Genomic DNA, 25,579 nt, shown 5'->3' on the forward strand with positions numbered 1-25,579 from the left:
GATTTTGCCTCAAGACTTCCGCTCGACACGTTCAACTTCAACCGCCTATGCGTCTATCGCGGCACCCCGTTGTGGCAGGAATATATCCGCCGCAACCTGGTCGACGAGGCCCGAGACTGGTTCAAGTTTTTCAAGTGCTCCGAGATCGATCCGACCTGCATCCCGGGCGCGGTGATCAACCGCGAGCGCAGCGCGGGCTTCCGCAGAATATTCCTTTACAAGCTGCTTCATTATCCGCTGCAGACCGTGCGGCTCCTGCGCCGCTTCACGCGCTTCATGGCGATGCGCGACGTGGCTTACCTGATTCTCAAGCCCTTCCTCGGCAAGCCGCGCGGGCCCACGGCGGCTGAGACCCTTTCGCGCACCGTCGAGCATGCGGAGCTTAAGGACTCGGCCGCGGCCCTGACACAAGTCACCGACGCGATGTTCGAGCAGGCGATTGCCGAGTCCCAGGCCGAACGGGCCCTAACTCAGCCCGGATCATGAAGTCCGCAGAAATCGCGGGCGCGCAAGCGGCCCGATGACCGTGCTGGTTTTGGGCGCGCTGATACCCTTATAATAAACTGATTATTCAGCCGAATGGCGGTATTATGCTCCATCAGGTGAGTGGCGCAGGCGGGTTGGGCGTGGTGGAACTGGTGCTGGGCACGGGCCCGGTGGTGGCAGCCGTGTTGTGGGTGCTGGTGGCGTTTTCGGTCGGCAGTTGGGGTATCATCCTTTACAAACTGATTCAGATTTCGCGGGCGCGGGGCCAGTCCGAACGCTTCATCGCGATCTTCTGGGAATCGAAGAACCTCGCTGCGATTCACACCGCGAGCGTCGGCCTCAAGCGCAGCCCGGTCGCGCAGGTTTTCCGCGCCGGCTACCAGGAGCTCCTGCAACTCACCCGCGCCAAGCGCCAGGCGGTCGGAGCGGAAAGCGGCTTCTCGACCGATCTCGGCGGAATCGCAAACGTGATGCGCGCGATGAAGCGCCAGGAAAACGTCGAGCTGACCAAGCTCGAGTCCGGCATCACCTTCCTCGCCACGACCGGTTCGACGTGCCCGTTTATCGGACTGTTCGGCACGGTGTGGGGAATAATGACGGCGTTCCTGGGCCTGTCGGCGTCTCATACGTCGAGCATCCAGGCAGTCGCGCCCGGAATCGCCGAGGCGCTGATCACGACTGCGGTCGGCCTGGTCGCGGCGATCCCGGCGCAGATGTTCTACAACTACTTCATCGCGCGGGTGCGAGTGCTGGCGACCGAGATGGATAATTTCACGTCCGAATTTTTGAACATCGCCGAGCGTCATTTCCTTTCGTAGGCAGCATCGCAATGGCATTCGATTCAGGACAGCGCGGGCAGATGGTTTCCCAGATCAACGTCACGCCGCTGGTGGACGTGATGCTGGTGCTGCTGGTCATCTTCATGGTGACGGCGCCGATTATTCAGCAGGGCGTCGAGGTCACGCTGCCCAGCGTCAAGGCCGAGGCGCTGCCCGGCAAGGAAGAGCAGTTCGTCGTGTCGATCACACGCGACAGCCAGATTTATCTCAATGACGCAAAGCTCTCGGCGGATGACTTGACCGGCAAGCTGAAGGCGATTGCGCAGGAGCGTCCCGACCGCCAGGTTTTCATCCGCGCCGACGACCAAGTGCCATACGGCGAGGTGATCCGCACGATGGCGGCGATTAAGGCCGCTGGAATCGAAAACGTCGGGATGGTGACGGAGATGCCGGCGGCGAACGGGCCCGACGCGGGCGCGAAGTGAGCGCTGAGCGTGGCATCGCGGGACCATAACGGTGACGAGCAGCCGTCGCGAATCGGATATTTCGCGGCGGTCTTCGTCTCCGCGCTCGGGCACGCTGCGCTGTTCGCGACGGTGTTCTTTATCGCGCCGCGCTTTTTGCATCCCGAAGAAGCCGCGCCGCCCGCATACACGGTGAAAATCGTCGATAACATTCCAGCCGGCGACCTCGGAACGCATCTGCCGCGCATCAATCGGCACCCGGCGGATGAAGCGAAGGAGGCGGCGCCCAAGCCCGAAGAATCGAAGGTCAAGACCGAGCCGCCCAAAACAGAACTCGCGCTTAACGACGACAAGAACGCGCTCAAGATAAATGCGAAGGCGACCGACCCTCCAACCGCGACTCCCACGCCAGAGCCAACTATCGAGCCGACCATCGCGCCAACAATAGAAGCCACGGCAGCACCGACGCCTGAGCCAACGCCACAGCCTACTCAGGAGCCGACGAAGCACGCGAAGCCGAAGGCCACGCCCGGCAAGGCGTCGCGCAATGCGCCCAAGTCCGAATCGACGGCGGCAAAGGCAAAGATCGCGGCGACGCCGAGCGTCGAGCAGCGGCTCGCGATGCTGAGACGCGGGTTGCTCGCGGAGCACGTCAAGGAGCTGGCGAAGAACCCGCCTGAAGATGAAGATGACGACGATTCCGCGGACGACAGCGCTGCCAGCGGTCCGGCAGGGGGAGGACCCGTCGTCGCAAGTAACGCGAGTGAAGGAGCGGGCTACGGAGTCGGCGCCGGCAAGGGCAGCGTCGGGATTCTACAGGACCCGGAATTTATCCTGTACTATAAGACCGTGCAGGAACAGATTAAGAAGTCGTGGACGTTTACCGGCGGATCGAACGATCTGACCGCGACCGTCAATTTCGCGATCGGCCCCGACGGTGCGCTGACCGCCGTGAAGATTGGCACGAGTTCGAACGACTCGGCGTTCGATGATTCCGTGATTCGCGCGATTCGCCGGGCAGCGCCGTTTCCCGCGCCGCCGGAAAAGTTTCGCGACCAGTTTTCTTCCGGGATCAAAGCCTTGTTTCAGCTCGGCGAACTCAAGTCCTGAGGTTGCGATGCGGCAGGAGGTGCGGATGAACTTTTTCAGTGTTTGTTTTTTCAGTGTTAGAACATGAAGCGGGGGATTCAAGTTTGCGCGATCGCGTGCGCGATTGTTGTGGCGTCGATGACAGGCCGGGCCGTCGCGCAGCCCGCTGGTGGAGGGCCGATCACAATCACGATCGCGGGACCCGGCTCACAGCTCTCGACGATCGCGGTGTCGGGGCTCAAAAATCTCGGCGGCGACGACAACCATCGCGTTGGCAGCGCGTTTGTCGGCACGCTTCGGCGCGACCTCGAGCTTTCGGGCTATTTCAGAATTATCGATCCGCACGCGTACATCGAGGATCCGCAATCGTCGGGCTTCGAGCTCGGCCAGTTTAATTTCGCCGATTGGCGATCGATCAACGCCGACTTTGTCGTCAAGGGTTCGGTCTCCGCCAGCGGCCCGGACGTGAAGCTGACGGCCTTTCTATATGACGTGGCGCAGCAGCGGCGCATGATGGGCAAGAATTACAGCGGCGACGCGGGTGACGTGCCGCGGATGGCGCGCCGATTTGCCGACGCGATCCTTGAAGCTGCGACCGGGCAGCGCGGTCCGTTCGATTCCAGGCTCGCACTCGTCTCGACGCGCGGCGGTCGTTTCAAGGAAGTCTATACGCAGTCGATAGACGGCCAGGACGTGTTCAAGCTGACCGGCAATCCGACGATCAATCTGTTCCCGAGTTTCGATCGCAGCGCGCGCTACGTGCTGTATCTCTCGTACAAGAGCATGGCGCCGGCGCTTTATCTGGCCGACCTCAAGGAGCAGCGCGAAGCCAAGCTCGACAGCCCGCACGGCCGCGTGATCGGCGGAACGATCTCGCCCGACGGCGAGCGCATCGCCGCCGCGATCGAGCGTGACGGCGCCACCAATCTGTATCTGATCACGCGCGAGGGCGCCGAAATTCGCCAGCTCACTGACACCAACGGAATCAACGTCAGTCCCGCGATTTCACCCGACGGCGCCACGCTTGCGTTCACGTCGGATCGCTCGGGCTCGCCGCAAATTTACGTCATGAGTCTGGCGGGCGGTGCGCCGAAACGATTGACCTATAGCGGCGATTACAACACCACGCCCGCGTTTTCGCCCAAGGGCGACAAGCTCGCGTATCAGAGCCGCAACAACGGACGTTTCGACATTTGGACGATTCCGGTCGGCGGCGGCGAACCTGTGCAAGTGACGGATGGCAACGGCTCCAACGAGTATCCGAGCTGGTCGCCCGACGGACGCTATCTCGCGTTCAGCTCGACGCGCGGCCACAACTCGCGAATCTATATAATGATGGTCGGCAACCGGAAAATTATTTCCGCTTTGACGGAGGGTGATGGTAATGATTCCTGTCCAGCGTGGTCGGGGTGGTTGGGTGAGTAGTCATTCGACATTGGCCAAGGCGATGGCGATTGTGAGTGTTGGGGTGATGCTGGCGATTGCAGGATGCTCATCGAAGAAGCCGGCGCCGATAAATGGCGGCGAAAACAATCCCGGCGGAAGTCAACTTGGTGAAAATGGGGTTGGCAAGGGCGGCGGCAACTCGCTCGAGGACTGGAAGAACGGAAAATTCGGCGCGCAAGGTCCGCTCAGCGACATTCACTTCGCGTACAACGAGTACACGATTCAAGAGCAGGACGGCTCCGTGCTGAAATCCAATGCGAGCTGGCTGCAAGCGCATCCGCAGACGCGGGTCCAAGTCGAGGGTCATTGCGATGAGCGCGGCTCCGAGGAATACAATATCGCGCTGGGCGCCAAGCGCGCGCAGGCCGCCAAGGATTACCTGGTGACACTCGGAATCGGCGGCAGCCGAATCTCGACAATCAGCTACGGCAAGGAGCTTCCGCTCTGCACCGAGCACGACGAGAGCTGCTGGTCGCAGAACCGGCGCGATCACTTTGCGGTAAGTGAAAACAAGGAATAAGAGCGTGCGAAAAACGAACTGGCCGATCGGCGCCGTCGCCGTCTTTGCCGCGGCATTCGCGCTGGCGGGATGCGCCGACCAAGGCGACCTGCAGCAGCTCAATCAAAACGAGTTCACGCTGCGCGGGATGATCGCGAGCGACCGCCAGCAAATCAACTCCCTGAAGCAGCAGATTCAACGTCAGAACGATCAGATCGAGGAGCTACAGCACAGCGCCGCCGGCGCGGGCGCCGCGGGCGCGGGCGGCGGCACGACGTTGTCGATGAACGATCGAGTCGCGAGCCTCGAGGCCGAAGTGAGAGCATTGCAGGCCGGGATGGCGGCGGCGCCCGGCGCGATTCCTCCTCCCGGCGCGCCCGCAGACTCCGTCGGCGCGGCGCCCGGGCCGGGAATGGCGTCGGCAGAGGGACCGTCAGGGGGTCCGGCGCCGCCCGCCGCGCCCGCCGAGATCGCTCCAACCTGGCCGAGCGAACTCGATCAGGAAATTGCCGACGCCAAGACTTCGAACGAGCCGGGCGTGAAGATCTATCGCGAAGGCCTCGACGCGATGAAGGCCGCCAAGTATCCGCTCGCGGTTGCCAGGTTCACCAAGCTGCAGCATGCGTACCCGAAATCCGCGCTGAGCGAGCCCGCCGAATACTTCGCCGCCAACGCGTTGTTTGAAACCGGCGGTTACGACCAGGCGATTTTGCAATTCAACGATCTCGTGATGCGCTTTCCCAAGGGCAAATACGCCGGCGCTGCCTTGCTGCGCGAGGCGCAGGCATTTGTGAAGCTCAACGATCGAATCGACGCGCGCCTGACACTGCAGAAGCTGGTCGCCGATCACGCGGGAACTCCGGAAGCGGAGGCCGCGAACACGATGATGAAAGACCTCGCGAGCGATTAAAGGATCGCCTTCGCGCACGATTGAATGGAAATAATCCGCGACTTGGAAGCGCTCGCGCGCCATCCCTACCCGGTCACCGCGATCGGTAATTTCGACGGCGTTCACCTCGGACATCGCGCGATCTTGAAGGCCGCGATCGATCACGCTCGGACGGCCGGCGGCACCGCGTTCGCGCTCACCTTCGATCCGCTGCCCGCCAAACTGCTCGCTCCGGCCCGCGCTCCGCGGTTGATTCTGGCCCCCGATGACAAACTCGAACTGCTGCGGCTGTCGGGCATCGACGGCGCGATCGTGCTCAACTTCACGCTCGAACTGAGCCTGCTCTCGCCGCGCGATTTCGTGCGCGACTGCTTGCGCGGAAAGATCGGCGTGCGCGAAGTGGTCGTCGGGCACAGCGTAAGCTTCGGCCACAATCGCGCCGGCAACGCGGCCATGATGGTCGAACTCGGCCGCGAATTCGGTTTCGATACGGACGTGGTCGGGCCGGTCAAAATCGGCGGCATCAAAGTCAGTTCAACCAGGGTACGCGAGTTGATCGGCGCCGGCGACCTGCGTGGCGCCGCCAGGCTGCTGGGCCGTTACCACTTTCTAAGCGGCCCGGTCGTGCGCGGGCGCGGGCGCGGACGGACGATCGGATACCCGACTGCGAATCTCGACTGCCAAACGGAATGCATTCCGCCCGACGGTGTTTACGCCGCGCGCGTCATCCTCGGCGATGGCGCCTACCCGTCGATCGCCAACATCGGGATGCGTCCGACATTTTCGGAGAGCACGCGATCGATCGAGGCGCATATCTTCGATTTCACGCGCGACATCTACGGGACGCGAATCAAGCTCGAGCTGATCGAACGAATCCGCCCCGAGCGCAAGTTCGACAACGCCGATGCGCTCAAGGCGCAGATCGCTCTCGACCTGAGCAAGGCCCGCGAGATCCTTTCCGCGGCCTAGTCGCGCGCCCCGGCCATCAGCAGGCCCAGCCGTTCGGGATCGCGCTCGCCGGGATTCGTCTCACGGATTTTTCCGCGGCTGATAATCAGCAGCCGCCCGCATATCGCAAGCAACTCGTCAAGGTCGCTCGAAATCAGAATCACCGCGCCCCCGCCGGCAGCGAAAGCGAAGTCGAGAATCGTGCGATGGACTTCGGCGGTTGCGGCCAGGTCGAGGCCGCGGCAGATATTGTGCGCGACGATGACTCGCGGCCGCGACGCGATCGCACGCGCTACTTCCAGGCGCTGCCGGTTGCCACCCGAAAGCGCGCTGGCGAAGGTTTCAGGACCGGGCGCGCGAATTCGAAATCGGTCGATGAGTTCGCGGCAAAGATCGATTGCGCGCGAAGTGTTCAACCATCCGTGCGATGTCACCCGCTCCCGGAGCGGACGCGCGAGAATCAGGTTTTCCCACAGCCGCATATCGAGGATGAGTCCGTCGAGGTCGCGATTTTGCGGTATCACCGCCATCGCGCCGCCTGACGGCCCCTCATGCAGATTTATTTTCCCACTGCTCGAATGGCGTGCGCCCGCGAGCAATTCGACGAGTTCGGTCTGGCCGTTGCCGTCAACGCCGGCGATTCCCACGATCTCGCCGGCGGCGACGCTAAACGAAAGCCGGTCGAGAATCCGGCGACCGCTATGATCGTCGAGGGTCAGGTTTTCGATTTGGAGCACGGGATCGCCCGCATGCGACGGCGTCGCGGACGCGGCAGGCTGAGTCTCGATTTCGCCAATCATCAGGCCGGCCAGTTTCTCCTCGCTGGTCTGGGCCGGAGTCGTGCGGGCGACCACGCGGCCGCGGCGCAGCACGGTGATCCGATCGGCGACTGCGATCGCCTCGGCAAGCTTGTGCGTAATCAGCACCACGATTCGGCCCTCGCCGCGCAGATTGCGCAGCAAGTCCAGGAATGCGGTCAGTTCCGAAGGTGCGAGTACGCTGGTCGGTTCATCGAGAATCAGGACCCGCGGGTTGAAGCTGAGCGCGCGCAGCACTTCGAGCCGAACGCGCTCGGCAACTGAACGATTCTCGACGGTGGCGGCGGCCGGCGGCATTTCGAACCCGAGTTTCGCGGCGAGCGAGCGCGCACGCATCGCGATAGCATCGAGATCGAGCGCGCCGGCGTTGGTGTCGAAGCCGCCCAACGCGAGATTTTCCTCCCACGTCATCCGCTCGAACAGCATCGGGCTCTGATGCACCGCCGCAATTCCGGCCGCCAGCGCCGCGCGCGGTGAGCCTGCCTGCAGCGGCCGTCCATCGAGGATGGCTTCGCCATGGTCGGCGGCGAGCGAGCCGGCCAGCACGTTCATCAAGGTGGTCTTGCCGGCGCCGTTTTCGCCGACCAGCGCGTGAATCTCGCCGGGCAGCGCTTCGAAATCGACAGCGTCGAGCGCGAGCGTACGGCCGAAGCGCTTGGTTATGGCGTTGGCGCGGAGCAACTAGGCGGCGCTCACGCCGTAATGGATGCGCACATATTCGAGCGCGGCTTCGCGGGTTTCGAGCGCGCCGTCGAGTTGATGGTCCTCGACGTCCTTCAAAATTTCCTTGAAGCGCGGCCCGGGCGTAAATCCCAACTGCTTCAGGTCCTCGCCGCCGATTAAACGCGGCGGACGAATCTCGGCTGCGGTCATCGTCGTCATCGCGCGGCGGCAAAAGTGCCAGAAGCCCAGGTGCGAGCTCGACGCCATCGCGTCCATAAACGCGACTTCCATCAATTCGTCAAACCCGTCTTCCGCGAGCATTCTCTTCAACGTCGCCGGGCGCATCCGCGGCGCCATGCAGAGCTTCAGATGATTCTTCACCAGGTACGCGACCCGCTCCTGGACCGCGCGCGAGCGCTTCAGCCGCGCCATGATTTCCGCCGCCTTCACGGCGCCATCCTCGGTGTGCCCGTAGAAGGTGACCTTGTCGCCGGCGACCGCACGGCATTGCGGCTTGGCGATGTCGTGCAGCAGGATTCCGAACGCAACGGTCTCGCTGCATCCGGCGGGAAGCATCGCGACGCCGATCCGCGTATGGGTGTACACGTCGCCCTCGGGATGGAAATTTTCGGGCTGCGCGCATCCGGGCATCAGGACGACTTCGGGCAGGATCAATTGCATCAGGCCGCTGTCCATCATCAGATCCATCGCGCGCGCGGCGGCGCCCTCGGTCATCATCATCACGATTTCTTCGCCGATTCGTTCGGCCGCAATCGAAATAATCGTCGGCGCGGCGCGTTTCATCGCGGCCCAGGTCGCAGGATCGATCGTGAAGTTGAGCCGCGCGGCGAAGCGGGCGGCGCGCAGGATGCGCAAATGATCCTCGTCGAACCGGTCGTACGGATTTCCGATCGCGCGGATGATTCCGGCGCGCAGATCGCGCATCCCGCCGACCAAATCGATCAGGCGGTCGGCGATCGGATCGTAAAACATCCCGCCGATGGTGAAGTCGCGGCGGATCGCGTCTTCCTCGATCGCGCCGAAGCGCACGGACGAGGGCCGGCGTCCGTCAGCATATTCGGCATCGGCGCGGAACGTCGCGACCTCGAACAGGTCCTCGTCGATCAGCACGCCGATTACGCCGAACCTCGCCCCGACCGCCACGGTGCGGTCGAACAGTTTCTGCACAACCTGGGGACGCGCGTCGGTGGCGACGTCGTAATCCTTGGGCTCGACGCCGAGGATTCGATCGCGCACACATCCGCCGGCGAAGACGGCGCGAAAGCCGGAATCGACGAGACGGCGAACGATATAGAGCGCCTTTTGCTCTTTGTCGCTCATGGGCGACTCTCCAACCGCGCATTTTATAGCGGCGCGATTGGGAGGCGCCATACGGGGGGAGCGGCTAAATGGATGAGTTCGTCAGGATGCGTACTTCGCCGATTTTTTCTTCGGGGCGAACTGCGTGCGCGCCAGGCGTTCAGGCTGCTTCCTTGCCGCTGCCCGAGTATTCCTTTTTATAGACGCGCAGCAGAGTCGCAAACACCGACATAATCGCGGGGCCCAGGAACAGGCCAAGCGGTCCGTACGCTTCGAGCCCGCCGAGAATCCCGAGAAACAGCGCCATAGTGGGCAGGCCCGTGCCGTGCTTCATCGCCAGCGGCTTGATGAAATTGTCGATGACCGCGAGCGCGATCGAACACCAGATGACCAGGCCGACCGCCGGCGACCAGCCCGACGCAAAGCCCAGGTAGAGCGTCGCGGGAATCCATACCAGTGCAGTGCCGCCGATTGGCATCAGTCCCGCGGCGGACGATGCAATCGCCAGGAACAGCCAGTACGGCACTCCGAAGATCAGCATGCCCAGGCCGATCGTCACGCCCTGCAGCACGGCGCACAGCATCAGGCCGCGCATCACCGACGAAAGCGTCGTGCGCAGCGTATCGAAAATCGCCTTCTTATCATCTTCATGCAGCGGGGTCAGGTCGCGCAGGCTGCGGTAGTAGTAGTCGCCGTCGCGCAGCATGTAGAAGAACGCGAGCAGCGAGATTCCGAAGTCGACAATGAACGAGACGACGTTTTTCGCGGCGTTGGTCGCGTTCCTGGCCACGTAATCGCTGGTCATCTGCGCGGCTTGCAGCGTGAGCTTGGGCAGCTCCTCGTCGAGCTTGTAACCGCGTTCCCCCATCCGTTTGCCGACCCATGCGCCGAATTCGGTGTTAACCGCCCAGTCGTGCAGCTTCGTCACGCCCCCGCTATTCACCATTTCCGTGGCCTGCGCATAAAGCGCCTGCGCCTCAAGCACGAGACGGCCCGAGGCCCAAATTGCCGGCAGAACGACGCCAAGCCCGATGACGACGCTGATGATCGCCGACGACAGCGATCGCCGCTTGACGTACTTTTCGACTTCGATCAGCGCGGGATGCGCCATGAATGCGAGCAGGATTCCCCACGCCAATGGCGTCAGGAACGGCAGCATCAGTTCGTACAGCTCGTAGGCCATCACGGCCAGAAAGCCGAAGAAGAAGAGCTGCACTATGCGCTCGCGATCCATTTTCTTAAGCCGTGACGTCCCTCCGTGCGCGCGCGGTACTTGGCGCGCAAGCTTAGCAGATGCCCCCACTACGGTCGCCTGCCGGCCCACGGTGAATCGGGCCGCGCGATGCTTCGGTTGCCCGCGCGCCCAATATCGGTTACCGTTTGCGTTTGCTTGAAGTATCCAGTCAATACCCCTCGCCCGTGAAGGCACGTAGCTCAGTGGGAGAGCGCTTCCTTGACACGGAAGAGGTCGGCGGTTCAATCCCGCCCGTGCCTACCAGGTCCGTGCCCACAGCCACGCGCGCGAATTTCGCCCCGCCAGTTCATTTCATATGCGCCTGAAGTTCGCTCTTTATCCTGCCATGATTAGAATCTTCGCTTGATGAGTTCCAAAATAACTGTAACGTTGAACGGCGAATCGCGCGTCGTGCCGGTTGGCACTATCGTTCGCGACGTACTGAACGGGATCCCAAGCCGCGATCTGGTGGCCGCGCGCGTCAACGGCAAGGTCGTCGATCTCACGCGCAAGCTTGAACACGACGCCTCCGTCGAGCCGGTGCTGGCCGACTCGCCCGAGGGTCTCGAGGTAATCCGTCATTCAACGGCGCATCTGATGGCGATGGCGGTGCAATCGCTCTATCCCGGCACACAGGTGACGATCGGCCCGGTTATCGAGGACGGCTTTTTCTATGACTTCGCGCCCGCCACGCCGTTCACACTCGAGGATTTGCCGAAGATCGAAGCCAAGATGCGCGAGCTGGTGAAGGCCGACCACAAGATCCAGCGGACTGAAGTGTCGCGCGAGGACGCTATTCGCAAATTCGCCGCGATGGGCGAGAAATACAAAGTCGAGATAATCCAGGGCATCCCGGACGATCACGTGTCGATCTACAGCCAGGGCGACTGGATGGATCTCTGCCGCGGACCGCACGTCCCCTCGACCCGCTATCTCAAGGCATTCAAGCTCACCAGCGTCGCCGGCGCGTATTGGCGCGGCGACGAGCACAACGCGATGCTGTCGCGCATCTACGGCACCGCGTTCGCCGGCAAGGAGGCGCTCGAGGAGCATCTGAAACTCGTCGAGCTCGCCCGCCAGCGCGACCATCGCAAGCTGGGCCGCGAGATGGGCCTCTATATCTTCGATCCAATCTCGCCGGGCTCGCCGTTCTACCTGCCCAAGGGCGTCATCATCTTCAACGCGCTCGTCGACTACATGCGGCGACTGTACCGGCGCTACGGCTACGACGAGGTCGTCACGCCGCTGATTTTCAAGAACGAGCTTTTCAAGACCTCGGGGCATTGGGAAAATTTCCGCGAGAATATGTTCCTCTCGCCGGATCCCGACAGTGAGACGCATACTATCGATACCGGCCCCGACGGATGGCATCACGGCTATGGGCTCAAGCCCATGAATTGCCCCGGCCATACCTTCGTGTACCGCGCCGAGAAGCGCTCGTACCGCGATCTTCCGCTGCGCTTGGCGGAGTTCAGCCGGCTGCATCGCGCCGAACGCTCGGGCACGCTGCACGGCCTGATGCGGGTGCGCGCGATGTCGCAAGACGACGCGCACATCTTCTGCAGGGAAGATCAGATCGAGGACGAAATCACACTGAATCTCCAAATGGTTCGCGACGTTTACGGTGCGCTGGGTTTCGAACGCGTCGAGTTCAAGCTCGCGACGATGCCGGAGCAGCATCTCGGCACTGAAGAGCAATGGCGTATGGCCGAGGCAAAGCTCGGCAACGCAATGAAGCGCAACGAAATCGCGTACGAGATAAACCCGAAGGAAGGCGCCTTCTACGGCCCCAAGATCGAGATTTACGTATCCGACGCGCTCAAGCGCAAGTGGCAGGTCGCGACGATACAGCTCGATCCCAACATGCCCGAGCGCTTCGACCTGACGTACACCAACAGCGCCGGCGCCGAAGAACGTCCCGTCATGATTCATCGCGCGATCCTGGGCTCGCTCGAACGCTTCATAGGCGTGCTGATCGAACATACCGGCGGCGTGCTGCCCTTGTGGCTCGCGCCAGAGCAGGTGCGGGTGCTGTCGCTTAGCGAAAAGGTCGAGACCTACGCCAACGAAGCCACCGACCTGCTCAAGCGCGAGGGATTCCGCGCCCATGCCGACATCCGCAACGAGAAGCTCGGTTTCAAGGTTCGTGAAGCCGAACTCGCCAAGGTGCCGTATATGATCGTGGTCGGCGAGCGCGAGGCCGCCGATCGATCGGTATCGCTCCGGCTGCTGCGCGGCGCGAAGAGCAATGCGATGCCGCTTGCGGCGCTTGTCGAGCTATTAAAGAAGGAGCCAATCCCGGCTTAGGAAGTTCATCCGGCCACCGAGCCGGAGGAGGTGCTTTATCCGAAGAGATTTCAGAACCCCGCCCTCAAGGGAGCCCGCGATTCGCGTCAATAACCTGATTCGCGCTCAAGAAGTTCGTGTAATCGACGCCGACGGCAGCCAGATCGGAATCCTGCCCCTGCGCGAGGCGATCAAAGTGGCGGAGAGCCGCGGCTTGGATTTGGTCGAGGTCTCATCGACGGCGACGCCCCCGGTATGCCGTGTCACCGACTTCGACAAGTACCGGTACTCGCAGAAGAAAAAGTCGCACGACTCCAAGAAGCACACCATCAGCATGATCAAGGAAGTGAAGATGGGGTCGGCGACCGGGAAGCATGATGTGGACTTCAAAGTTAACCACATCAAGCGCTTTATCGGTGAAGGTCATCGTGTTAAGCTCACGGTTTCGTTCCGCGGCCGCGCGATTACCCATCCGGAACTCGGACGGGCGCTGATCGAGAGAATCATCGCGCAGGTTACGGACATCGCGCAGGCCGAAGGTACGCCCCGGATGGAAGGACGTAACATGTCCGTGCTGCTGACGCCGCGATAGGCCGGAAAAGGAAATTACAGGGAACAAGCAAAGCGACCATCGTATGCCGAAAATCAGGACCAGCCGTACCGCCGCCAAGCGTTTTTCCGTGACCAAGAGCGGCAAGGTCAAGTTCAAACACGCGTATGCCCGCCATATGTTCTCGGCCAAAAATCCGAAACAGAAAGCGCGGCTCCGCAGGACCGGTATCTTGGGCAAGGCCGACGCCGAAAAAGTTAAGATAATGATGCCGTACGCGTGAGTGCGGCCAACTAAAAATTAACTCACCGGATATCTACCAAGGAAGGATTTCACTACTCCGATGCCTCGCGCCAAAGGCGGACCCAAGACGCGCCGCCGTCATAAGCGTCAACTCAAGCTCGCCTCCGGTTTCGTCGGTGGGCGCAAACTCTACCGCCAGGCCCGCTCGACGCTCGAAAAGGGCCTCACCTACGCCTATCGCGATCGCAAGCAGAAAAAGCGTGACTACCGCACGCTCTGGATTGCGCGTATCAACGCGCTCGCGCGCGAAAGCGGAATCTCGTACAGCTGCCTGATGAACGGGCTCAAGAAGGCGGGCGTCGAGGTCGATCGCAAGATGCTCGCCAAGCTCGCGCAGGAGCGCGACGGATTGTTTACCGAGCTGGTGCGCACCGCGAAGAGCGCGCTCGGCTTGCAAGCAGCATAGAGCCGCGCCGTTCCAAGCGCCGCGCACCAGGAACCATGTGGGTCATTCGCCCACGTGGTTTTTTGTTTTTGGTTTTTCGTTGCTGCAACATTGCACGACGGATGAATGGCGAGACTGAGCTGGATGTGGGGAAGACCACGATGAGAGAACAACTCGAAGAAATCAGGCGCCGCGCGATCGCGGAACTCGCCGACGACGCCGGCGAAGCGCAAATCGACGCGGTTCGCGTGCGCGTGCTCGGCCGCTCGGGTGAGCTTACGGAAATCATGCGCGGGATGCGCGAGGTCCCCAATGCGGAGCGGCCCGCCATCGGCCAACTCATCAATCAGATCAAGCGCGAACTCGAAGCGCGCATCGAGACTCTGAGCGAGAAACTCAAAGCCGCGGCGCTGACCAAATCGCTTAATGAAAAACGCCTCGACGTGACGCTGCCCGGCATGCGCATCACGCGCGGCCACATCCATCCAATCACCGACATTCTCGAAAAAATGCTCCAAATTTTCGAGTCCATGGGCTTCGAAGTCGCGATGACCCAGGATATCGAGGATGACTTTCACAACTTCGCGGCGCTCAATTTCCCGCCGCATCATCCCGCGCGCGATATGCAAGACACCTTCTACCTCGAAGGCGGGATGCTGCTGCGAACGCATACCTCCAACGGCCAGATCCGCGTGATGGAGAAACGCCGGCCTCCGTTGGCCGTCGTTTGTCCCGGGCGATGCTATCGACGCGACGACCTGACCGTGCGCAGCTCGCCGATGTTCACGCAGATCGAGGGTTTCATGGTCGATAAACGCGGGCGCATCACGATGGCGCATCTCAAGGGCGTGCTGACCGAATTCGCGCGCGCGTTTTTCGGCACGACTGCGGTCCGTTTTCGCGCCAGCTATTTTCCATTCACCGAGCCGAGCGCCGAACTCGACATGCATTGCATTCTCTGCGACGGCGCCGGATGCCCGGTCTGCAAGCATTCCGGATGGACTGAAGTGCTCGGCTGCGGAATGATCCACCCCAACGTGATGCGCGCGGTCGAGTACGATCCCGGCGAGTACCAGGGCTTCGCCTTCGGCATGGGCGTCGAGCGCACGGGTCTATTGAAGCTCGGCGTTGACGACCTGCGTCTGTTTTTCGAGAACGACCTTCGCTTTTTGAGCCAGTTCCCGGTGCTCAGCGGAGGTGTGCGATGAAGCTTCCGCTCAGTTGGCTCAGAGACTTCGTCAGCATCGACGCGCCGGTCGAGGAAATCTCGCGGCGCCTCAGTTACGCGGGATTAGTTGTCGAGAATGTCGAAAAACTCACGCCCGGATTCGCACGCGTGTTCGCCGCCAGGGTGCTCCACGTCGAAAAGCATCCCAACGCGGACCGGCTGAATCTTTGCGACGTGGACGCGGGTCAAAAAGGCCAATTCAAAGTCGTGTGCGGCGCGACCAACGTGAAGGCCGGCATGGTGGCGCCGCTCGCTCTGGTTGGCGCGCAGCTTGGCAAGCAACCGCCGCTGGAGGCAGCCGTCATTCGCGGTGTGCGTTCCGAGGGCATGCTCTGCTCAGAGCGCGAGCTCGGCCTGTCGCAGGATCAGGCTGGAATCCTTGCGCTCGGCGCGGATGCGCCGCTGGGCGGCGACGTGGCTGCGTATTTGCACCTCGACGACACCGTGCTCGATGTCGAAGTCACGCCGAATCGAGGCGATTGCCTGTCGGTTCTCGGCCTGGCGCGCGAGGTCGCCGCATTGTTCGCCGCCAGACTGCGCGCGCCCAGGCTCCGCGCGGCGCATTCGGCTGGCTCGCCCGACGGAGCGCGCTTTTCGCTTTCGGTTTCGATCGATGCGCCCGATCTATGCCCGCGCTACGCCGCGCTCGCGATGACCGGAATCAAGATCGGTCCTTCGCCGGCCTGGCTCAAGCGCCGGCTGGAACTATGCGGGATGCGCGCGCTTAACAACGTCGTCGATGCGACCAACTACGTGATGCTCGAACTCGGCCAGCCCTTGCACGCGTTCGACTTCGGGAAAATCGCCGGCGGGCGGATTATTGTCCGCCGCGCCGGCGATACGCGCGAGTTCGTCACGCTCGACAACATCCCGCGCGCGCTCGATTCAAACGATCTGCTGATCGCCGACAGCGACAAGCCGCTCGCAATCGCGGGCGTGATGGGCGGCCTCAACTCCGAGGTCGGCGATTCGACCGGGACTATTTTGCTCGAGAGCGCGTACTTCGAGCCGATGACCATAGCGCGCACGGCGCGGCGCCTGGGTTTGCGTAGCGAGGCAAGTTACCGCTTCGAGCGCGGCATCGATCGAGCGGGACAAGTCGGCGCGCTGATTCGCGCCGCCGAATTGATCCGCAGGATCGCGCGCGGACGCGAGGCGTCGCCGATCGCCGACTTCGAGCCGCGCAAAGCCGAGCCGCGCGAGATTGCGCTCGACCTCGGCGCGATGGAGTCGTTGCTTGGCGCCGCGATACCGCCGGCCGTCGCCAGGAGCCGTCTCAAATCGCTCGGCGCGCAAGTGAGCACGCGCGCCAAGGGTATCCTCGCGGTCGTGCCTCCATCGTTCCGCTCCGATCTGGTCGAGCAGGCCGATCTGATCGAGGAAGTCGCGCGGCTCGGCGGTCTCGAGGACATTCCGGCCCTGCTGCCTGAACGCGTCACTGCGCTGGCTCCCGTCAATCGCGAGCGCGAGTTCTTGACGGGCACGCGCGAGGTGATGCTGGGATGCGGCCTGACCGAGGCCGCCACCATCGCGTTCATCGCGCCCGCCGACAACGCGCGCTTTTCGGGGATTCAAGCCGCGACGCGGCCGATCAAAGTAACCAACCCGCTGTCTGCGGAGCTCAGCGAGCTGCGCGTGAGCCTGATGCCGGGCCTCGTCACCTCGCTCAGGTTCAATTTGAACCGCGAGGCCCGCGCCTTTCACGCGTTCGAAATCGGCAAGACCTTCCGCATGCACGGCGACGTCGCGACCGAGCGCCATCATCTCGCCGCCGTCAGCTACGGAGCTTACGCGCTCTCTGCAATCGGCGAGCACAGCGTCACGGCGGGATTTTTTTCGATCAAGGGAATCCTCGAGACGTACCTGGAAGCGATTGGAATTTCGCCGCGGGTGGCGTACAAAACTCTCGACAGCGCCGATGCGCCATTCCTCCATCCCGGCCGCAGCGCTATCGTTACGCTCGACGACGTGGCGATCGGTTTGATTGGTGAGTTGCATCCGGCGGAAGCGATGCGCCTTGATCTGAACGATCCCTGCGCGGTCTATGAACTTGACTTGAGCGGTCTCATTGCCTATGGTTTCTCGCCGCGCAAAACTTTCCAGCCGCCGCCAAAATATCCCGCCATCAGGCGCGATTTGGCGCTGGTGCTGGATCGAAATTTCCCGGCGGATATGGTACTCAAAACCATTCGGGAATGCGGCGCGTCGCTGCTGGAAAGCGTCGAGGTCTTCGACGTGTACGAGGGGACCGCGGTGGCGGCCGGGAAAAAGAGTGTGGCGTTGGCTTGTCGTTACCGTGCAAAGGATCGCACGCTGACCGATGAGGAGGTTAACCGCATTCACGCCGTGTTGGTCGAGCAGGCGCGGATGCGATTAGGGGCGGAGTTGCGGCAGTAAGCGTGCCTAACGCGAGCGGGTGGGGGTCGTTACGCCGCAGGGCATGACTAAAGCCGATCTTGTAGAGCTGATCTACGAGCGGGTAGGCTCCTCCAGGAAGGAAGCCTGTGAAGTGGTCGAAGCGGTGTTTGCGATCATCAGGGATTCGTTGCGCCACGGTCAGAAAGTGAAAATTTCCGGCTTCGGCACCTTTCTCGTCAATCAAAAACATGCGCGCCGCGGGCGCAACCCGCAGACCGGCGAGCCGATTACCATAGATTCCCGCCGCGTCCTCTCCTTCAAGCCCAGCCAGGTGTTGAAGGAGCGGGTTAACGACGGCTCCAAGCCGGCGCTATGACCCCGATGCCACGCCAGCCATCAGTTCGGCGGCGAAAACCCACGTCCGATGCGCGCGCCACGATGTCCTTGTTCCCCGAGCGCGGGTTGAAGATCGGCGAAGCGGCGCGCGCGCTGGGCGTCGAGACCTACGTGCTGCGTTTTTGGGAAACCCAGTTCCCATTTCTGAAACCCAGGCACACGCGCACCAAGCATCGCTTCTACCAGGAAAAGGACCTCGACGTGCTGCGCCTCATCAAGCGCCTCCTGCACGATGAAGGCTTCACGATCGTAGGCGCGAACAAGCACATCAAGGAATTTGGCATCGACGCTTTGATGACTGGCAAGCCCGTCGCGAAGCCGGCGTCGTCGTCATCGGAGCGCGCGGCTGCGCGGGCTGGGGAAATCGACGGTCAAGCGCGCCGCGTACTCAATGAGGTCCGCCGCGACCTCCAATCGATCCACAAGATTTTGAAAGACTGACCCGCGCGATCGCGCCAAACCTCGCGACGCGGACGGATGGAGTCTGAAAAAACTAGTCCGCGATGCGTTCTTGCGAGGCCAACTGCGCGCCCGCCGGCTTGCGCCCGGCGGCCGCAGCTTGCGCGCCCGAAGCCTGACGGACCAGTACCCCCAGCGGCGCGAGATTCAGCTCGGTTGCGCATTCCTCAGTCGCGCGATGCGCGATTCTTCCCGATTCTACCATTTCGGAAACTAGGCACACCGCGCCAGCCATCGTGAGCGCCCCCAAGCCCAGCGCCATCTCAGGCAGTCCCGCTATCGCCACAACTGCCGCACTCAGCGCGCCCGCCGCCAGAGCCAGCCTGCTGATTCGAGTGGACTTTATCCGCGCCAGTACGTGGTTGGTGACCTTGCCCGCCTCGTGCTCTTCGTCGGCGGTCTTGAGCTCGATTCGCGTCCACGGATTCGGCCGCACTTCCAGGTCGTAGTCGTTCCACCCCGCATCGACGATCGCGCCATGCCCGCTGCGCGCGAACAGCTTCAGCATCCTGTCCATCAGGCGGTCACGCGTGATGCTTTCGTCGTTCCAATAGTCCAGCCGGATCGTACGTCTGAGCCAGTTGATGGTTGGGCGTTGGCGCACGCCGTCAGCGCCCGCGAGTCCCGTCAGGGCTTTCGCCCGCGTCTTGTAGCGCGTCATCGTTCGCACCATCGGCCCCGTGTAAGCGAGATACGCGATCAGAAGTCGCGCGGTGAAACTTTCGTGAGATTTTTCCAGCGGCGCATGCCACGCATAGTACAGCGCCCAAATCGGCCCCAGCGCGAGCATCGCAGCCGCGGGAATCAGCGGCGCCCCAAGTACTATCGACGCGGCTAGCGCAATCGCCGAAAGCACCGTCCACTCGAGCGTCTGCGGGATAACCTTGGCCAGCGTAAGTCCGGGATCGAACAGCGTCTGCGCACCTGCGGTTGCAGTCCTCCACAGCACGCGTTTGCGGCTCCCGCCCGGAATCGTCCGCGCCAGCCCCGGGATCGTGCCGCGCCACGCGATTTGGCCCATCACGTTGAAGCGCTCGGGATAGCGCCGATGCAGCATCGCCTCGGCGCGTCCATAGCCGCGCTGCTGTCCGTAGTAAGCCTTGACCGTGTTGCGCCGGAAGTGCCAGACGAAGGCCGCCGGCGAGAAGCCGAGCTTGAAGCCCGCGTCGAGCATTCGCCAGCATATGTCAACGTCGTCGCCCGCGGACGTGAACTGCGGATCGAATCCGCCAATCTTTGCGAGCGCCGCCTTCGAGAAGAGCATGTTGCAGCCTGCCAGGTGCTCCGCTCGATCGTCGGCGATCAGGACGTGGCACGGCGCGCCCGGCGATGCGGCGCAACTGGCTTCGATCCGGCCGTCTTCGTGCGGCGCGTAGTTCGGTCCGCCGCATCCGTCGAAATTGCCTTCGATCATCGAGCGGACCATCAGCGTCAGCCAATGCGGATCGACGACGCAGTCCGAATCGGTGTACGCGATTATTTCGCCGCGCGCCGCCTGCATCCCGACGTTGCGCGCGACGCTCAGTCCCTTGTTGGGCTGGCGAATGAGACGGAACTCCGGAAAGTCCATCGAGATGTCAGCGGTGCGATCGCGTGAGCCGTCATCGACGATGACTACCTCGAAATTCGGGTAGTCCAGACGGCGCAGCGACTCCAGGCAATCCCGCATGGTGCGCTCCGCGTCGTACGCGCAAATCACCACCGACACCATCGGCGCCTTCGGCGGCCGCGGCGGGCAGGCGCCATTGAGCGTCACGAACGGCATCACATCCGACGCGCGCATCATGCGCACGCCAAGCCAGTCGTGAGAAACCGGAGCAGGAACCGGCGGAGCAACCACGCCAGCCGCACCCGTGCCAAACGCCACTGCTACCGCTTCGTCCTGCCCCGGCGATGCGTCTTTGAATTCGATCACCACCGGCCGCGCTTCCGCGACGTTATGCAAGGCAACGACGAAATCGCGAATCTCGACCGGCTCGAGCGCAGGAATTTCCGCGTAAAGAAAATCTTGTTCCAAGATTGAAAGTGCGAGGGTTTCCGGCCGCACCTTTATTCCGACCATCGCCTCCGGCGCGCGTCCCTTGATCGTCTTCACGACGCCGCGCACGCGCCGCCGCGCTTTTTCCAGTCCGCCCGCACGCAGCGCGTCCTGGCCGATTTCGCAATCGAGGAGGTAACCGACCAGGGCAGGATGCCTTCCGAGAATGTTTGCCGTACGCGCAATCCGCGAGACCACGGATTTCCATCCGCGGCTGCGGGTAAGCTCATCCGCGGCGATTCTCAACTCGACCATGGCGACCAGTCCCGACTGGGCCGCGATGTCCAGGCAGGGCTGCGACTGCGCCTCGGTCAGCACCACGCCGGTCGTGTGCGCGGTTCTGAGATTGTCGAGCCGCTTTCTTAGTTTGAGCTTCTGAGTAAAATCGAGCTTTGCGCTCACGTCAGCGAGGCGCATCGCCTTGAAAAAGAACTTCTGTCCTGCGCGGGAAAGGAACTTACCGTGTGGGGTTACGTGTTGTTGTTGCGCAGGACCGGACTTGATAAGCATGGATGTAGGTGTCCTCTCGATGAGGACCTAAGTGCCAAAGCCATGCCACCGGAAAAATCCAGCGATTATGGGGCTTTTTCGGCGAACGCCCGCCTCGCACAAACCAATTGGGATGAGCCCTGTACGATTTGCGCCTCGGGCACGGACTCGGAGCGAACAGTTCGCAGTGTGCAAAATCAGGCAGAATGCCGCCCGAATAGACACGCTAGATTGGTTATTTTGCGAATGTTATCCTCAGTTGGTTGACACATCAACGCTGAAATCCTCTTGCCGGGTTTTACCGCAATGAAACTATTGCTCGCTTGTGGATGCTCCAGACCACCAAAGTTCAAACGACACCGTGAACCAACCGACGCGCCAATTGAGGCCACGCCCGAAGAACTACAGGCGATAAGGCAGCAGCTGGCTGAGATCGAGCAATCGCTCTCGCGCCTATGGGGTCCGACAATTTGGAGCCGCACGCCCGAGTGCCTCCAGATCCGCACCGAGGCCGCCGATCTGATCGACCGGCACTTCGACGGCATCGTCGACCAGTGGGTAGATGCGGTAACCGTCATCTTCGACGGTCACGCCCAATACGACGACAAAGTGCGCAAAGCCAATATGGTCAATGCGCTCATCCGGCTGGGCGATCATCTGCGCGATCCCGACGACATTTGCACGTACGTTTATCTGCGCAAACATTGCCAGGAGGGGATGCTCGCGCGGGCCAAACCCTCTCAGTTCAACACTATCCACATCGCTCTCAAGCAAGTAATTCTCAATCACGTAAAATCTTCAATGACCGGTCCCGCGATGGAACGGGTGCGCGACCTGGTGGTGGCGGCAATCGACGAGCGGCGCCTGATGGTCTCGCAGTTCTACATCGAATCGCGCGAACGGTTGCTGCGCGAATCCGAAGAGAAGTACCGCAACACGATCGACCACGCGCCGGATCCGATGTATGAGATCGAACCGTACACGTGGATCGTGGTCGGGATGAATGCGGCCGCCCAGCAGCTCCATCGAATGGTAGCCGACCAAGGGGACGAAACGACGGAGACGATCGGACATCCGTTGCCGGATGCCGTACCGCCGGAGATAAGGGCAAAAGTGCTCGAGAACCTGGAGGCGGGCGTGGTCCCGGTTTTGCGCCAGGGATCGACGAAGATCTCGGAATTTCCGATCGGGCCGTTTTTCTTCGACGTAAACGCCGCGCTCATCACCTACGGCAACAAGCAATTCGTCCAGATGATCCTGCGCGACGTGACGCAGCGGCACGACATGCTCGACTCGCTCATCAAGGCCGAGCGATTGGCCGCAGCGGGCACCTTCGCGGCGGGCGTGGCGCATGAGGTGAACAATCCGCTGGCGTCGATCTCATCGCTGGTTCAATCGATCCTGACCGGCGAGAACGACCCCCAGCGGCGCGCCACGCTGCACACGATCCTGTCCCAGATCACGCGCATCTCGAGCACGCTCAAGGACCTGGTGAATTTCGCGCGACCGACCACCGCGCAACGCAAGCCGGTCGACGTCAACGGCCTGATCGCCGAGACGCTGCGGCTCATCAGCTACAACACACGCTTCAACGGCATCCGGATCGAACCCATTCTTGCTCCCGATCTGCGCCGCGCGTTCGCCGACGACAACGAAATTCAGCAGGTGCTGCTCAATCTGCTCTTCAACGCCGCCGACGCCTCCCCCGCCGAGGGCGCCGTGATCAAGGTGATCACCGAGAACCAGCGCGCCGGACAGGGCGCGGACAAATCGCGCCGGGTGGTTATCAAGGTGATCGACAACGGCATCGGAATTCCGCGCGAACATCTGGAGCGCGTGTTCGATCCATTCTTCACCACCAAGCCTGCGGGCGCCGGGGTCGGACTGGGACTGTCGCTATGCCAGCGCATGATCCTGTCCAATCAGGGCACCATTCGGGTTGATAGCGAGGTCGGCCGCGGCACCGCCGTCACCGTCACGCTGGCGGCGGCCGCCGAGGATTTGGTACGGGCGGAACAGGCAGCGAGCATGGCGGCGTCTTGAGAATCGAAACGCGATGAACAACGACGCTTCATGGACCGCGCAGGAACGCGGACCTTACCGGCTGCTGATCGTCGAAGACGAACCCCTGATGCGCTCGATCATCGTGCAGCTCGCGCGCAGCGAAGGCTACGAGGTCACGGAGGCGCCGGCCGCGGAGGTCGCGCTGCGCATCTTCGAAAAAGAAAAAATCGATCTCGCGATTCTCGACCTTAACCTGACCAGCGGCGGCAACGGACTTGATCTGCTGCGCAAGATGCGCGAACTCGACCCCGAGGTGATGGGAATAATCGTCACCGCGTACGCCAGCGTTGAGTCAGCCGTCGAGGCGCTGCACCAGGGCGCTTACGATTACATCACCAAGCCGTTTGCGAACGATCACCTGAAAAAGGTGATGCGCAACGCGCTCGAGGGCAAGGCGCTGTTCAGGGAGAACCGTTTTCTGCGCCAGGAACTGCGCGAGAAGTACCGCTTCGAGAGCATCATCGGCAAAAGCGACGCCATCGAAAGCGTGTTCCGCGTCATGGAAAAAGTCGCGCGCACCGACTCGAGCGTGTTGATCAGCGGTGAATCGGGCACCGGCAAGGAACTGGTCGCCCGCGCGATTCATTTCAGCTCCGATCGCGCCAACAACCGCTTCCTGCCGATCAATTGCGGCGCGCTGCCCGAGAACCTGCTCGAGAGCGAACTGTTCGGCTACAAACGCGGCGCGTTCACGGGGGCCACGCAGGACAAGGTGGGCCTGCTCAAGGCCGCCGACAAAGGCACCGTCCTGCTCGACGAGATTGGCGAGTTGCCGCTCGCGCTGCAGGTCAAACTGCTGCGCGCGCTTCAGGAGCGCGAGGTCTACCCGCTTGGCGCCAACGATCCGGTGGCGTTCGATGTGCGGGTGCTGTGCGCCACCAATCGCGACCTGGAAGCCGAGGTCAAGGCCGGCCGCTTCCGCGAGGAACTGCTTTACCGAATCAACGTCATCAACATCAACCTGCCCGGTTTGCGCGAGCGCCAGGACGATATTCCCCTGCTCGCCAACCATTTCCTGCGCAAGTACGAAAAGTCGATGTCGCGAACCACGATGCGCTTTTCCAAAGGCGCGATGCGCCTGCTAATCAACTACGCGTGGCCGGGCAACGTCCGCGAGCTCGAAAACGCCGTGGAGCGCGCCGCCATTCTGGCCGAGACCGACGTCATCCACTCGCACGATTTGCCCGAGAAGCTCAGCAGCGCGTCGCCCGTGATAGCGAGTATCGAGAACACGGGGCTCACGCTCGAGGAGCTTGAGCGCGAGCATATCAAACGCGTGCTCGACAAGGTCGAAAACGACAAGGTGAAGGCCGCGCAGGTGCTGGGGATTCACCTCTCGACGCTCTATCGCAAGGTCCAGCGCTATCACCTCGACGGCGACAGCCCCGTGCATCAGGAGCCTGCGCGCTCGGCGTGAGGGCCGGGCAATAGGCGTGGCAATCCGGCAGTCAAGGATATAGACTTCTCGATGGGCCGACTGGATGCGCGACCGGCCCGGAGAAAAATATGGATCTGTTTGCGCCAACTCACCTGCTGATCATTTTACTGATCATTTTGGTCATCTTCGGGCCGAGCAAGCTCGGCGATGTCGGCGGCGCGATGGGCAAAGCGATTCGCGACTTCAAGCGCGCGATGAACGAGCCCGACGATGCCGCCAAGACCGTCGCGAAGACCGATGACGCCAAGGCGACAGAGGCCGTAAAACCCGACAAACTTTCCTGACCCGCCCCGCTTCGCTGACTTTCCCGGATATTCGCTCACCGCGCCTGCGACGGCGCGCGTCATGAACGCGCGAGATACCACCAACATCCGGCTGCGGTGAGTTTCGTTGGCACGGCGGGCTCCCTGACCCGCGCCTCGGTGACGTACAACCAACTTGTCCAAACTTGTCCAAAACCGTCCTGACGACATATAGCGTCCGCCAGTCCTCCAGCGTCCGGCAGTCCTCCAGCGTCCGCCAGTCCTCCCGGCGGCGCTGGAAAGGCAGTGGAATAGACCCGCCTGGGAATCTTGCACCGCCATGCCGTTTGGAGTACACGCAAGAATTAAAATCGGAGCGTTAAATGCAATCGCGAGAATTGTGAACGATTTGAGCGGTATAAAATTTGCTTACTTCACAGGCCGATGTTTTTAGAAAGATTAATAAAAGGGCATTTTCCCAAGGCTCACAAGGCCGCCGCCGAAGGGCCCAAAGCCTTGATGGCTCTTCTGGATACGGTCCCATTGCCTTTTGGACACACAATTGTCCCGCTCTTTGGACACTTCGTCGTTGTGATGAGCATGTGTAACCGCCGGCGGTAAGCCGCTAAACGGGCGTTTTGCCGACGGCAGGCGCCCGAAATGGAGACGGCAAGATGGAGGGGGAACGCAGCTCGCGAAAGTTCTGGG

General features: G+C 62.1%; 22 protein-coding genes, 1 tRNA gene and 1 pseudogene. 20 read left to right on the forward strand and 4 right to left on the reverse strand.

Annotated features, from left to right (window positions below):
• The 8 genes and pseudogenes from ABR989_RS16735 to ABR989_RS16770 all read left to right on the forward strand — a co-directional run.
• A pseudogene (locus ABR989_RS16735) lies at positions 1–486 on the forward strand (B12-binding domain-containing radical SAM protein); the annotation flags it as partial.
• A 116-nt stretch (positions 487–602) separates the two neighbouring features.
• Positions 603–1,304: a MotA/TolQ/ExbB proton channel family protein gene (locus ABR989_RS16740; protein ID WP_428130456.1), complete on the forward strand. Its 702-nt coding sequence runs from the start codon at positions 603–605 to the stop codon at positions 1,302–1,304.
• Between the two features lie 11 nt (positions 1,305–1,315).
• Positions 1,316–1,750 (forward strand): protein TolR, encoded by a 435-nt coding sequence (gene tolR / locus ABR989_RS16745; RefSeq protein WP_428130457.1) that lies wholly within the window; start codon positions 1,316–1,318, stop codon positions 1,748–1,750.
• 9 nt (positions 1,751–1,759) lie between these two features.
• Positions 1,760–2,839: an energy transducer TonB gene (locus ABR989_RS16750; RefSeq protein ID WP_428130458.1), complete on the forward strand. Its 1,080-nt coding sequence runs from the start codon at positions 1,760–1,762 to the stop codon at positions 2,837–2,839.
• Between the two features lie 117 nt (positions 2,840–2,956).
• Positions 2,957–4,243 carry a DPP IV N-terminal domain-containing protein gene (locus ABR989_RS16755; protein WP_428130459.1) on the forward strand — a complete coding sequence of 429 codons (1,287 nt, stop codon included), beginning with the start codon at positions 2,957–2,959 and terminating at the stop codon, positions 4,241–4,243.
• Positions 4,236–4,784: a peptidoglycan-associated lipoprotein Pal gene (pal, locus tag ABR989_RS16760; protein ID WP_428130460.1), complete on the forward strand. Its 549-nt coding sequence runs from the start codon at positions 4,236–4,238 to the stop codon at positions 4,782–4,784. The genes ABR989_RS16755 and pal overlap by 8 nt, the downstream gene beginning before the upstream one ends.
• Positions 4,785–4,788: 4 nt before the next feature.
• Positions 4,789–5,673, forward strand: a complete 885-nt coding sequence (locus tag ABR989_RS16765) for a tol-pal system YbgF family protein (RefSeq protein WP_428130461.1) — start codon at positions 4,789–4,791, stop codon at positions 5,671–5,673.
• A 24-nt stretch (positions 5,674–5,697) separates the two neighbouring features.
• Positions 5,698–6,621, forward strand: coding sequence for a bifunctional riboflavin kinase/FAD synthetase (locus ABR989_RS16770; protein ID WP_428130462.1), 924 nt, complete (start codon positions 5,698–5,700; stop codon positions 6,619–6,621).
• Here ABR989_RS16770 and ABR989_RS16775 read toward each other — a convergent pair.
• The 3 genes from ABR989_RS16775 to ABR989_RS16785 form a co-directional block, all read right to left on the reverse strand.
• Entirely contained in the window at positions 6,618–8,099 is a 1,482-nt protein-coding gene (locus tag ABR989_RS16775) for an ABC transporter ATP-binding protein (protein ID WP_428130463.1), read from the reverse strand. The two genes, ABR989_RS16770 and ABR989_RS16775, sit on opposite strands and share 4 nt — an antisense overlap.
• Positions 8,100–9,422 (reverse strand): CCA tRNA nucleotidyltransferase, encoded by a 1,323-nt coding sequence (locus ABR989_RS16780; RefSeq protein ID WP_428130464.1) that lies wholly within the window; start codon positions 9,420–9,422, stop codon positions 8,100–8,102. It lies immediately after the preceding gene.
• A gap of 139 nt (positions 9,423–9,561) precedes the next feature.
• Complete coding sequence (locus ABR989_RS16785) at positions 9,562–10,635, reverse strand: AI-2E family transporter (protein ID WP_428130465.1); 1,074 nt, start codon at positions 10,633–10,635, stop codon at positions 9,562–9,564.
• A 189-nt stretch (positions 10,636–10,824) separates the two neighbouring features.
• Between ABR989_RS16785 and ABR989_RS16790 the strand changes: the two genes are divergently transcribed.
• The 9 genes from ABR989_RS16790 to ABR989_RS16830 all read left to right on the forward strand — a co-directional run bounded on the left by ABR989_RS16790 (position 10,825) and on the right by ABR989_RS16830 (position 18,582).
• Positions 10,825–10,899: transfer RNA gene (locus ABR989_RS16790), tRNA-Val, on the forward strand.
• Between the two features lie 102 nt (positions 10,900–11,001).
• Entirely contained in the window at positions 11,002–12,942 is a 1,941-nt protein-coding gene (thrS, locus tag ABR989_RS16795) for a threonine--tRNA ligase (RefSeq protein WP_428130466.1), read from the forward strand.
• 79 nt (positions 12,943–13,021) lie between these two features.
• Positions 13,022–13,513, forward strand: a complete 492-nt coding sequence (gene infC, locus ABR989_RS16800) for a translation initiation factor IF-3 (RefSeq protein WP_428130476.1) — start codon at positions 13,022–13,024, stop codon at positions 13,511–13,513.
• 43 nt (positions 13,514–13,556) lie between these two features.
• Positions 13,557–13,754 (forward strand): 50S ribosomal protein L35, encoded by a 198-nt coding sequence (rpmI, locus tag ABR989_RS16805; RefSeq protein WP_333648626.1) that lies wholly within the window; start codon positions 13,557–13,559, stop codon positions 13,752–13,754.
• Between the two features lie 60 nt (positions 13,755–13,814).
• Positions 13,815–14,180: a 50S ribosomal protein L20 gene (rplT, locus tag ABR989_RS16810; protein WP_428130467.1), complete on the forward strand. Its 366-nt coding sequence runs from the start codon at positions 13,815–13,817 to the stop codon at positions 14,178–14,180.
• A 140-nt stretch (positions 14,181–14,320) separates the two neighbouring features.
• Positions 14,321–15,367, forward strand: a complete 1,047-nt coding sequence (gene pheS, locus ABR989_RS16815) for a phenylalanine--tRNA ligase subunit alpha (protein ID WP_428130468.1) — start codon at positions 14,321–14,323, stop codon at positions 15,365–15,367.
• A complete protein-coding gene (gene pheT / locus ABR989_RS16820) occupies positions 15,364–17,784 on the forward strand; it encodes a phenylalanine--tRNA ligase subunit beta (protein WP_428130469.1) in 2,421 nt (806 codons plus the stop codon). The genes pheS and pheT overlap by 4 nt, the downstream gene beginning before the upstream one ends.
• A 43-nt stretch (positions 17,785–17,827) precedes the next feature.
• A complete protein-coding gene (locus ABR989_RS16825; RefSeq protein WP_428130470.1) occupies positions 17,828–18,121 on the forward strand; it encodes an integration host factor subunit alpha in 294 nt (97 codons plus the stop codon).
• A 62-nt stretch (positions 18,122–18,183) separates the two neighbouring features.
• Complete coding sequence (locus tag ABR989_RS16830; protein WP_428130471.1) at positions 18,184–18,582, forward strand: MerR family transcriptional regulator; 399 nt, start codon at positions 18,184–18,186, stop codon at positions 18,580–18,582.
• Between the two features lie 52 nt (positions 18,583–18,634).
• Here the strand turns inward: ABR989_RS16830 and ABR989_RS16835 are convergent, their stop codons facing one another.
• Positions 18,635–21,040, reverse strand: a complete 2,406-nt coding sequence (locus ABR989_RS16835; protein WP_428130472.1) for a glycosyltransferase family 2 protein — start codon at positions 21,038–21,040, stop codon at positions 18,635–18,637.
• Between the two features lie 393 nt (positions 21,041–21,433).
• Between ABR989_RS16835 and ABR989_RS16840 the strand changes: the two genes are divergently transcribed.
• The 3 genes from ABR989_RS16840 (at position 21,434) to tatA (ending at position 24,913) form a co-directional block, all read left to right on the forward strand.
• A complete protein-coding gene (locus tag ABR989_RS16840) occupies positions 21,434–23,170 on the forward strand; it encodes a two-component system sensor histidine kinase NtrB (RefSeq protein ID WP_428130473.1) in 1,737 nt (578 codons plus the stop codon).
• A gap of 13 nt (positions 23,171–23,183) precedes the next feature.
• On the forward strand, positions 23,184–24,608 hold the full coding sequence (locus tag ABR989_RS16845; protein WP_428130474.1) for a sigma-54-dependent transcriptional regulator: 1,425 nt from the start codon (positions 23,184–23,186) through the stop codon (positions 24,606–24,608).
• Between the two features lie 89 nt (positions 24,609–24,697).
• Entirely contained in the window at positions 24,698–24,913 is a 216-nt protein-coding gene (tatA, locus tag ABR989_RS16850; RefSeq protein WP_428130475.1) for a twin-arginine translocase TatA/TatE family subunit, read from the forward strand.
• The last annotated feature ends 666 nt before the right edge of the window (positions 24,914–25,579 follow it).

The organism is Binatus soli (SeqCode) (assembly GCF_050015535.1).
In the GTDB taxonomy this organism is placed as follows: domain Bacteria; phylum Desulfobacterota; class Binatia; order Binatales; family Binataceae; genus Binatus; species Binatus soli.

Bases quoted from the DNA above. Each gene is read 5' to 3' on its own strand.
- tolR (WP_428130457.1), top strand. From the start codon at position 1,316: ATGGCATTCGATTCAGGACAGCGCGGGCAGATGGTTTCCCAGATCAAC.
- ABR989_RS16755 (WP_428130459.1), top strand. From the start codon at position 2,957: ATGACAGGCCGGGCCGTCGCGCAGCCCGCTGGTGGAGGGCCGATCACA.
- ABR989_RS16770 (WP_428130462.1), top strand. From the start codon at position 5,698: ATGGAAATAATCCGCGACTTGGAAGCGCTCGCGCGCCATCCCTACCCG.
- ABR989_RS16780 (WP_428130464.1), bottom strand. From the start codon at position 9,422: ATGAGCGACAAAGAGCAAAAGGCGCTCTATATCGTTCGCCGTCTCGTC.
- ABR989_RS16785 (WP_428130465.1), bottom strand. From the start codon at position 10,635: ATGGATCGCGAGCGCATAGTGCAGCTCTTCTTCTTCGGCTTTCTGGCC.
- thrS (WP_428130466.1), top strand. From the start codon at position 11,002: ATGAGTTCCAAAATAACTGTAACGTTGAACGGCGAATCGCGCGTCGTG.
- rpmI (WP_333648626.1), top strand. From the start codon at position 13,557: ATGCCGAAAATCAGGACCAGCCGTACCGCCGCCAAGCGTTTTTCCGTG.
- rplT (WP_428130467.1), top strand. From the start codon at position 13,815: ATGCCTCGCGCCAAAGGCGGACCCAAGACGCGCCGCCGTCATAAGCGT.
- pheS (WP_428130468.1), top strand. From the start codon at position 14,321: ATGAGAGAACAACTCGAAGAAATCAGGCGCCGCGCGATCGCGGAACTC.
- pheT (WP_428130469.1), top strand. From the start codon at position 15,364: ATGAAGCTTCCGCTCAGTTGGCTCAGAGACTTCGTCAGCATCGACGCG.
- ABR989_RS16825 (WP_428130470.1), top strand. From the start codon at position 17,828: ATGACTAAAGCCGATCTTGTAGAGCTGATCTACGAGCGGGTAGGCTCC.
- ABR989_RS16830 (WP_428130471.1), top strand. From the start codon at position 18,184: ATGTCCTTGTTCCCCGAGCGCGGGTTGAAGATCGGCGAAGCGGCGCGC.
- ABR989_RS16840 (WP_428130473.1), top strand. From the start codon at position 21,434: ATGAAACTATTGCTCGCTTGTGGATGCTCCAGACCACCAAAGTTCAAA.
- ABR989_RS16845 (WP_428130474.1), top strand. From the start codon at position 23,184: ATGAACAACGACGCTTCATGGACCGCGCAGGAACGCGGACCTTACCGG.
- tatA (WP_428130475.1), top strand. From the start codon at position 24,698: ATGGATCTGTTTGCGCCAACTCACCTGCTGATCATTTTACTGATCATT.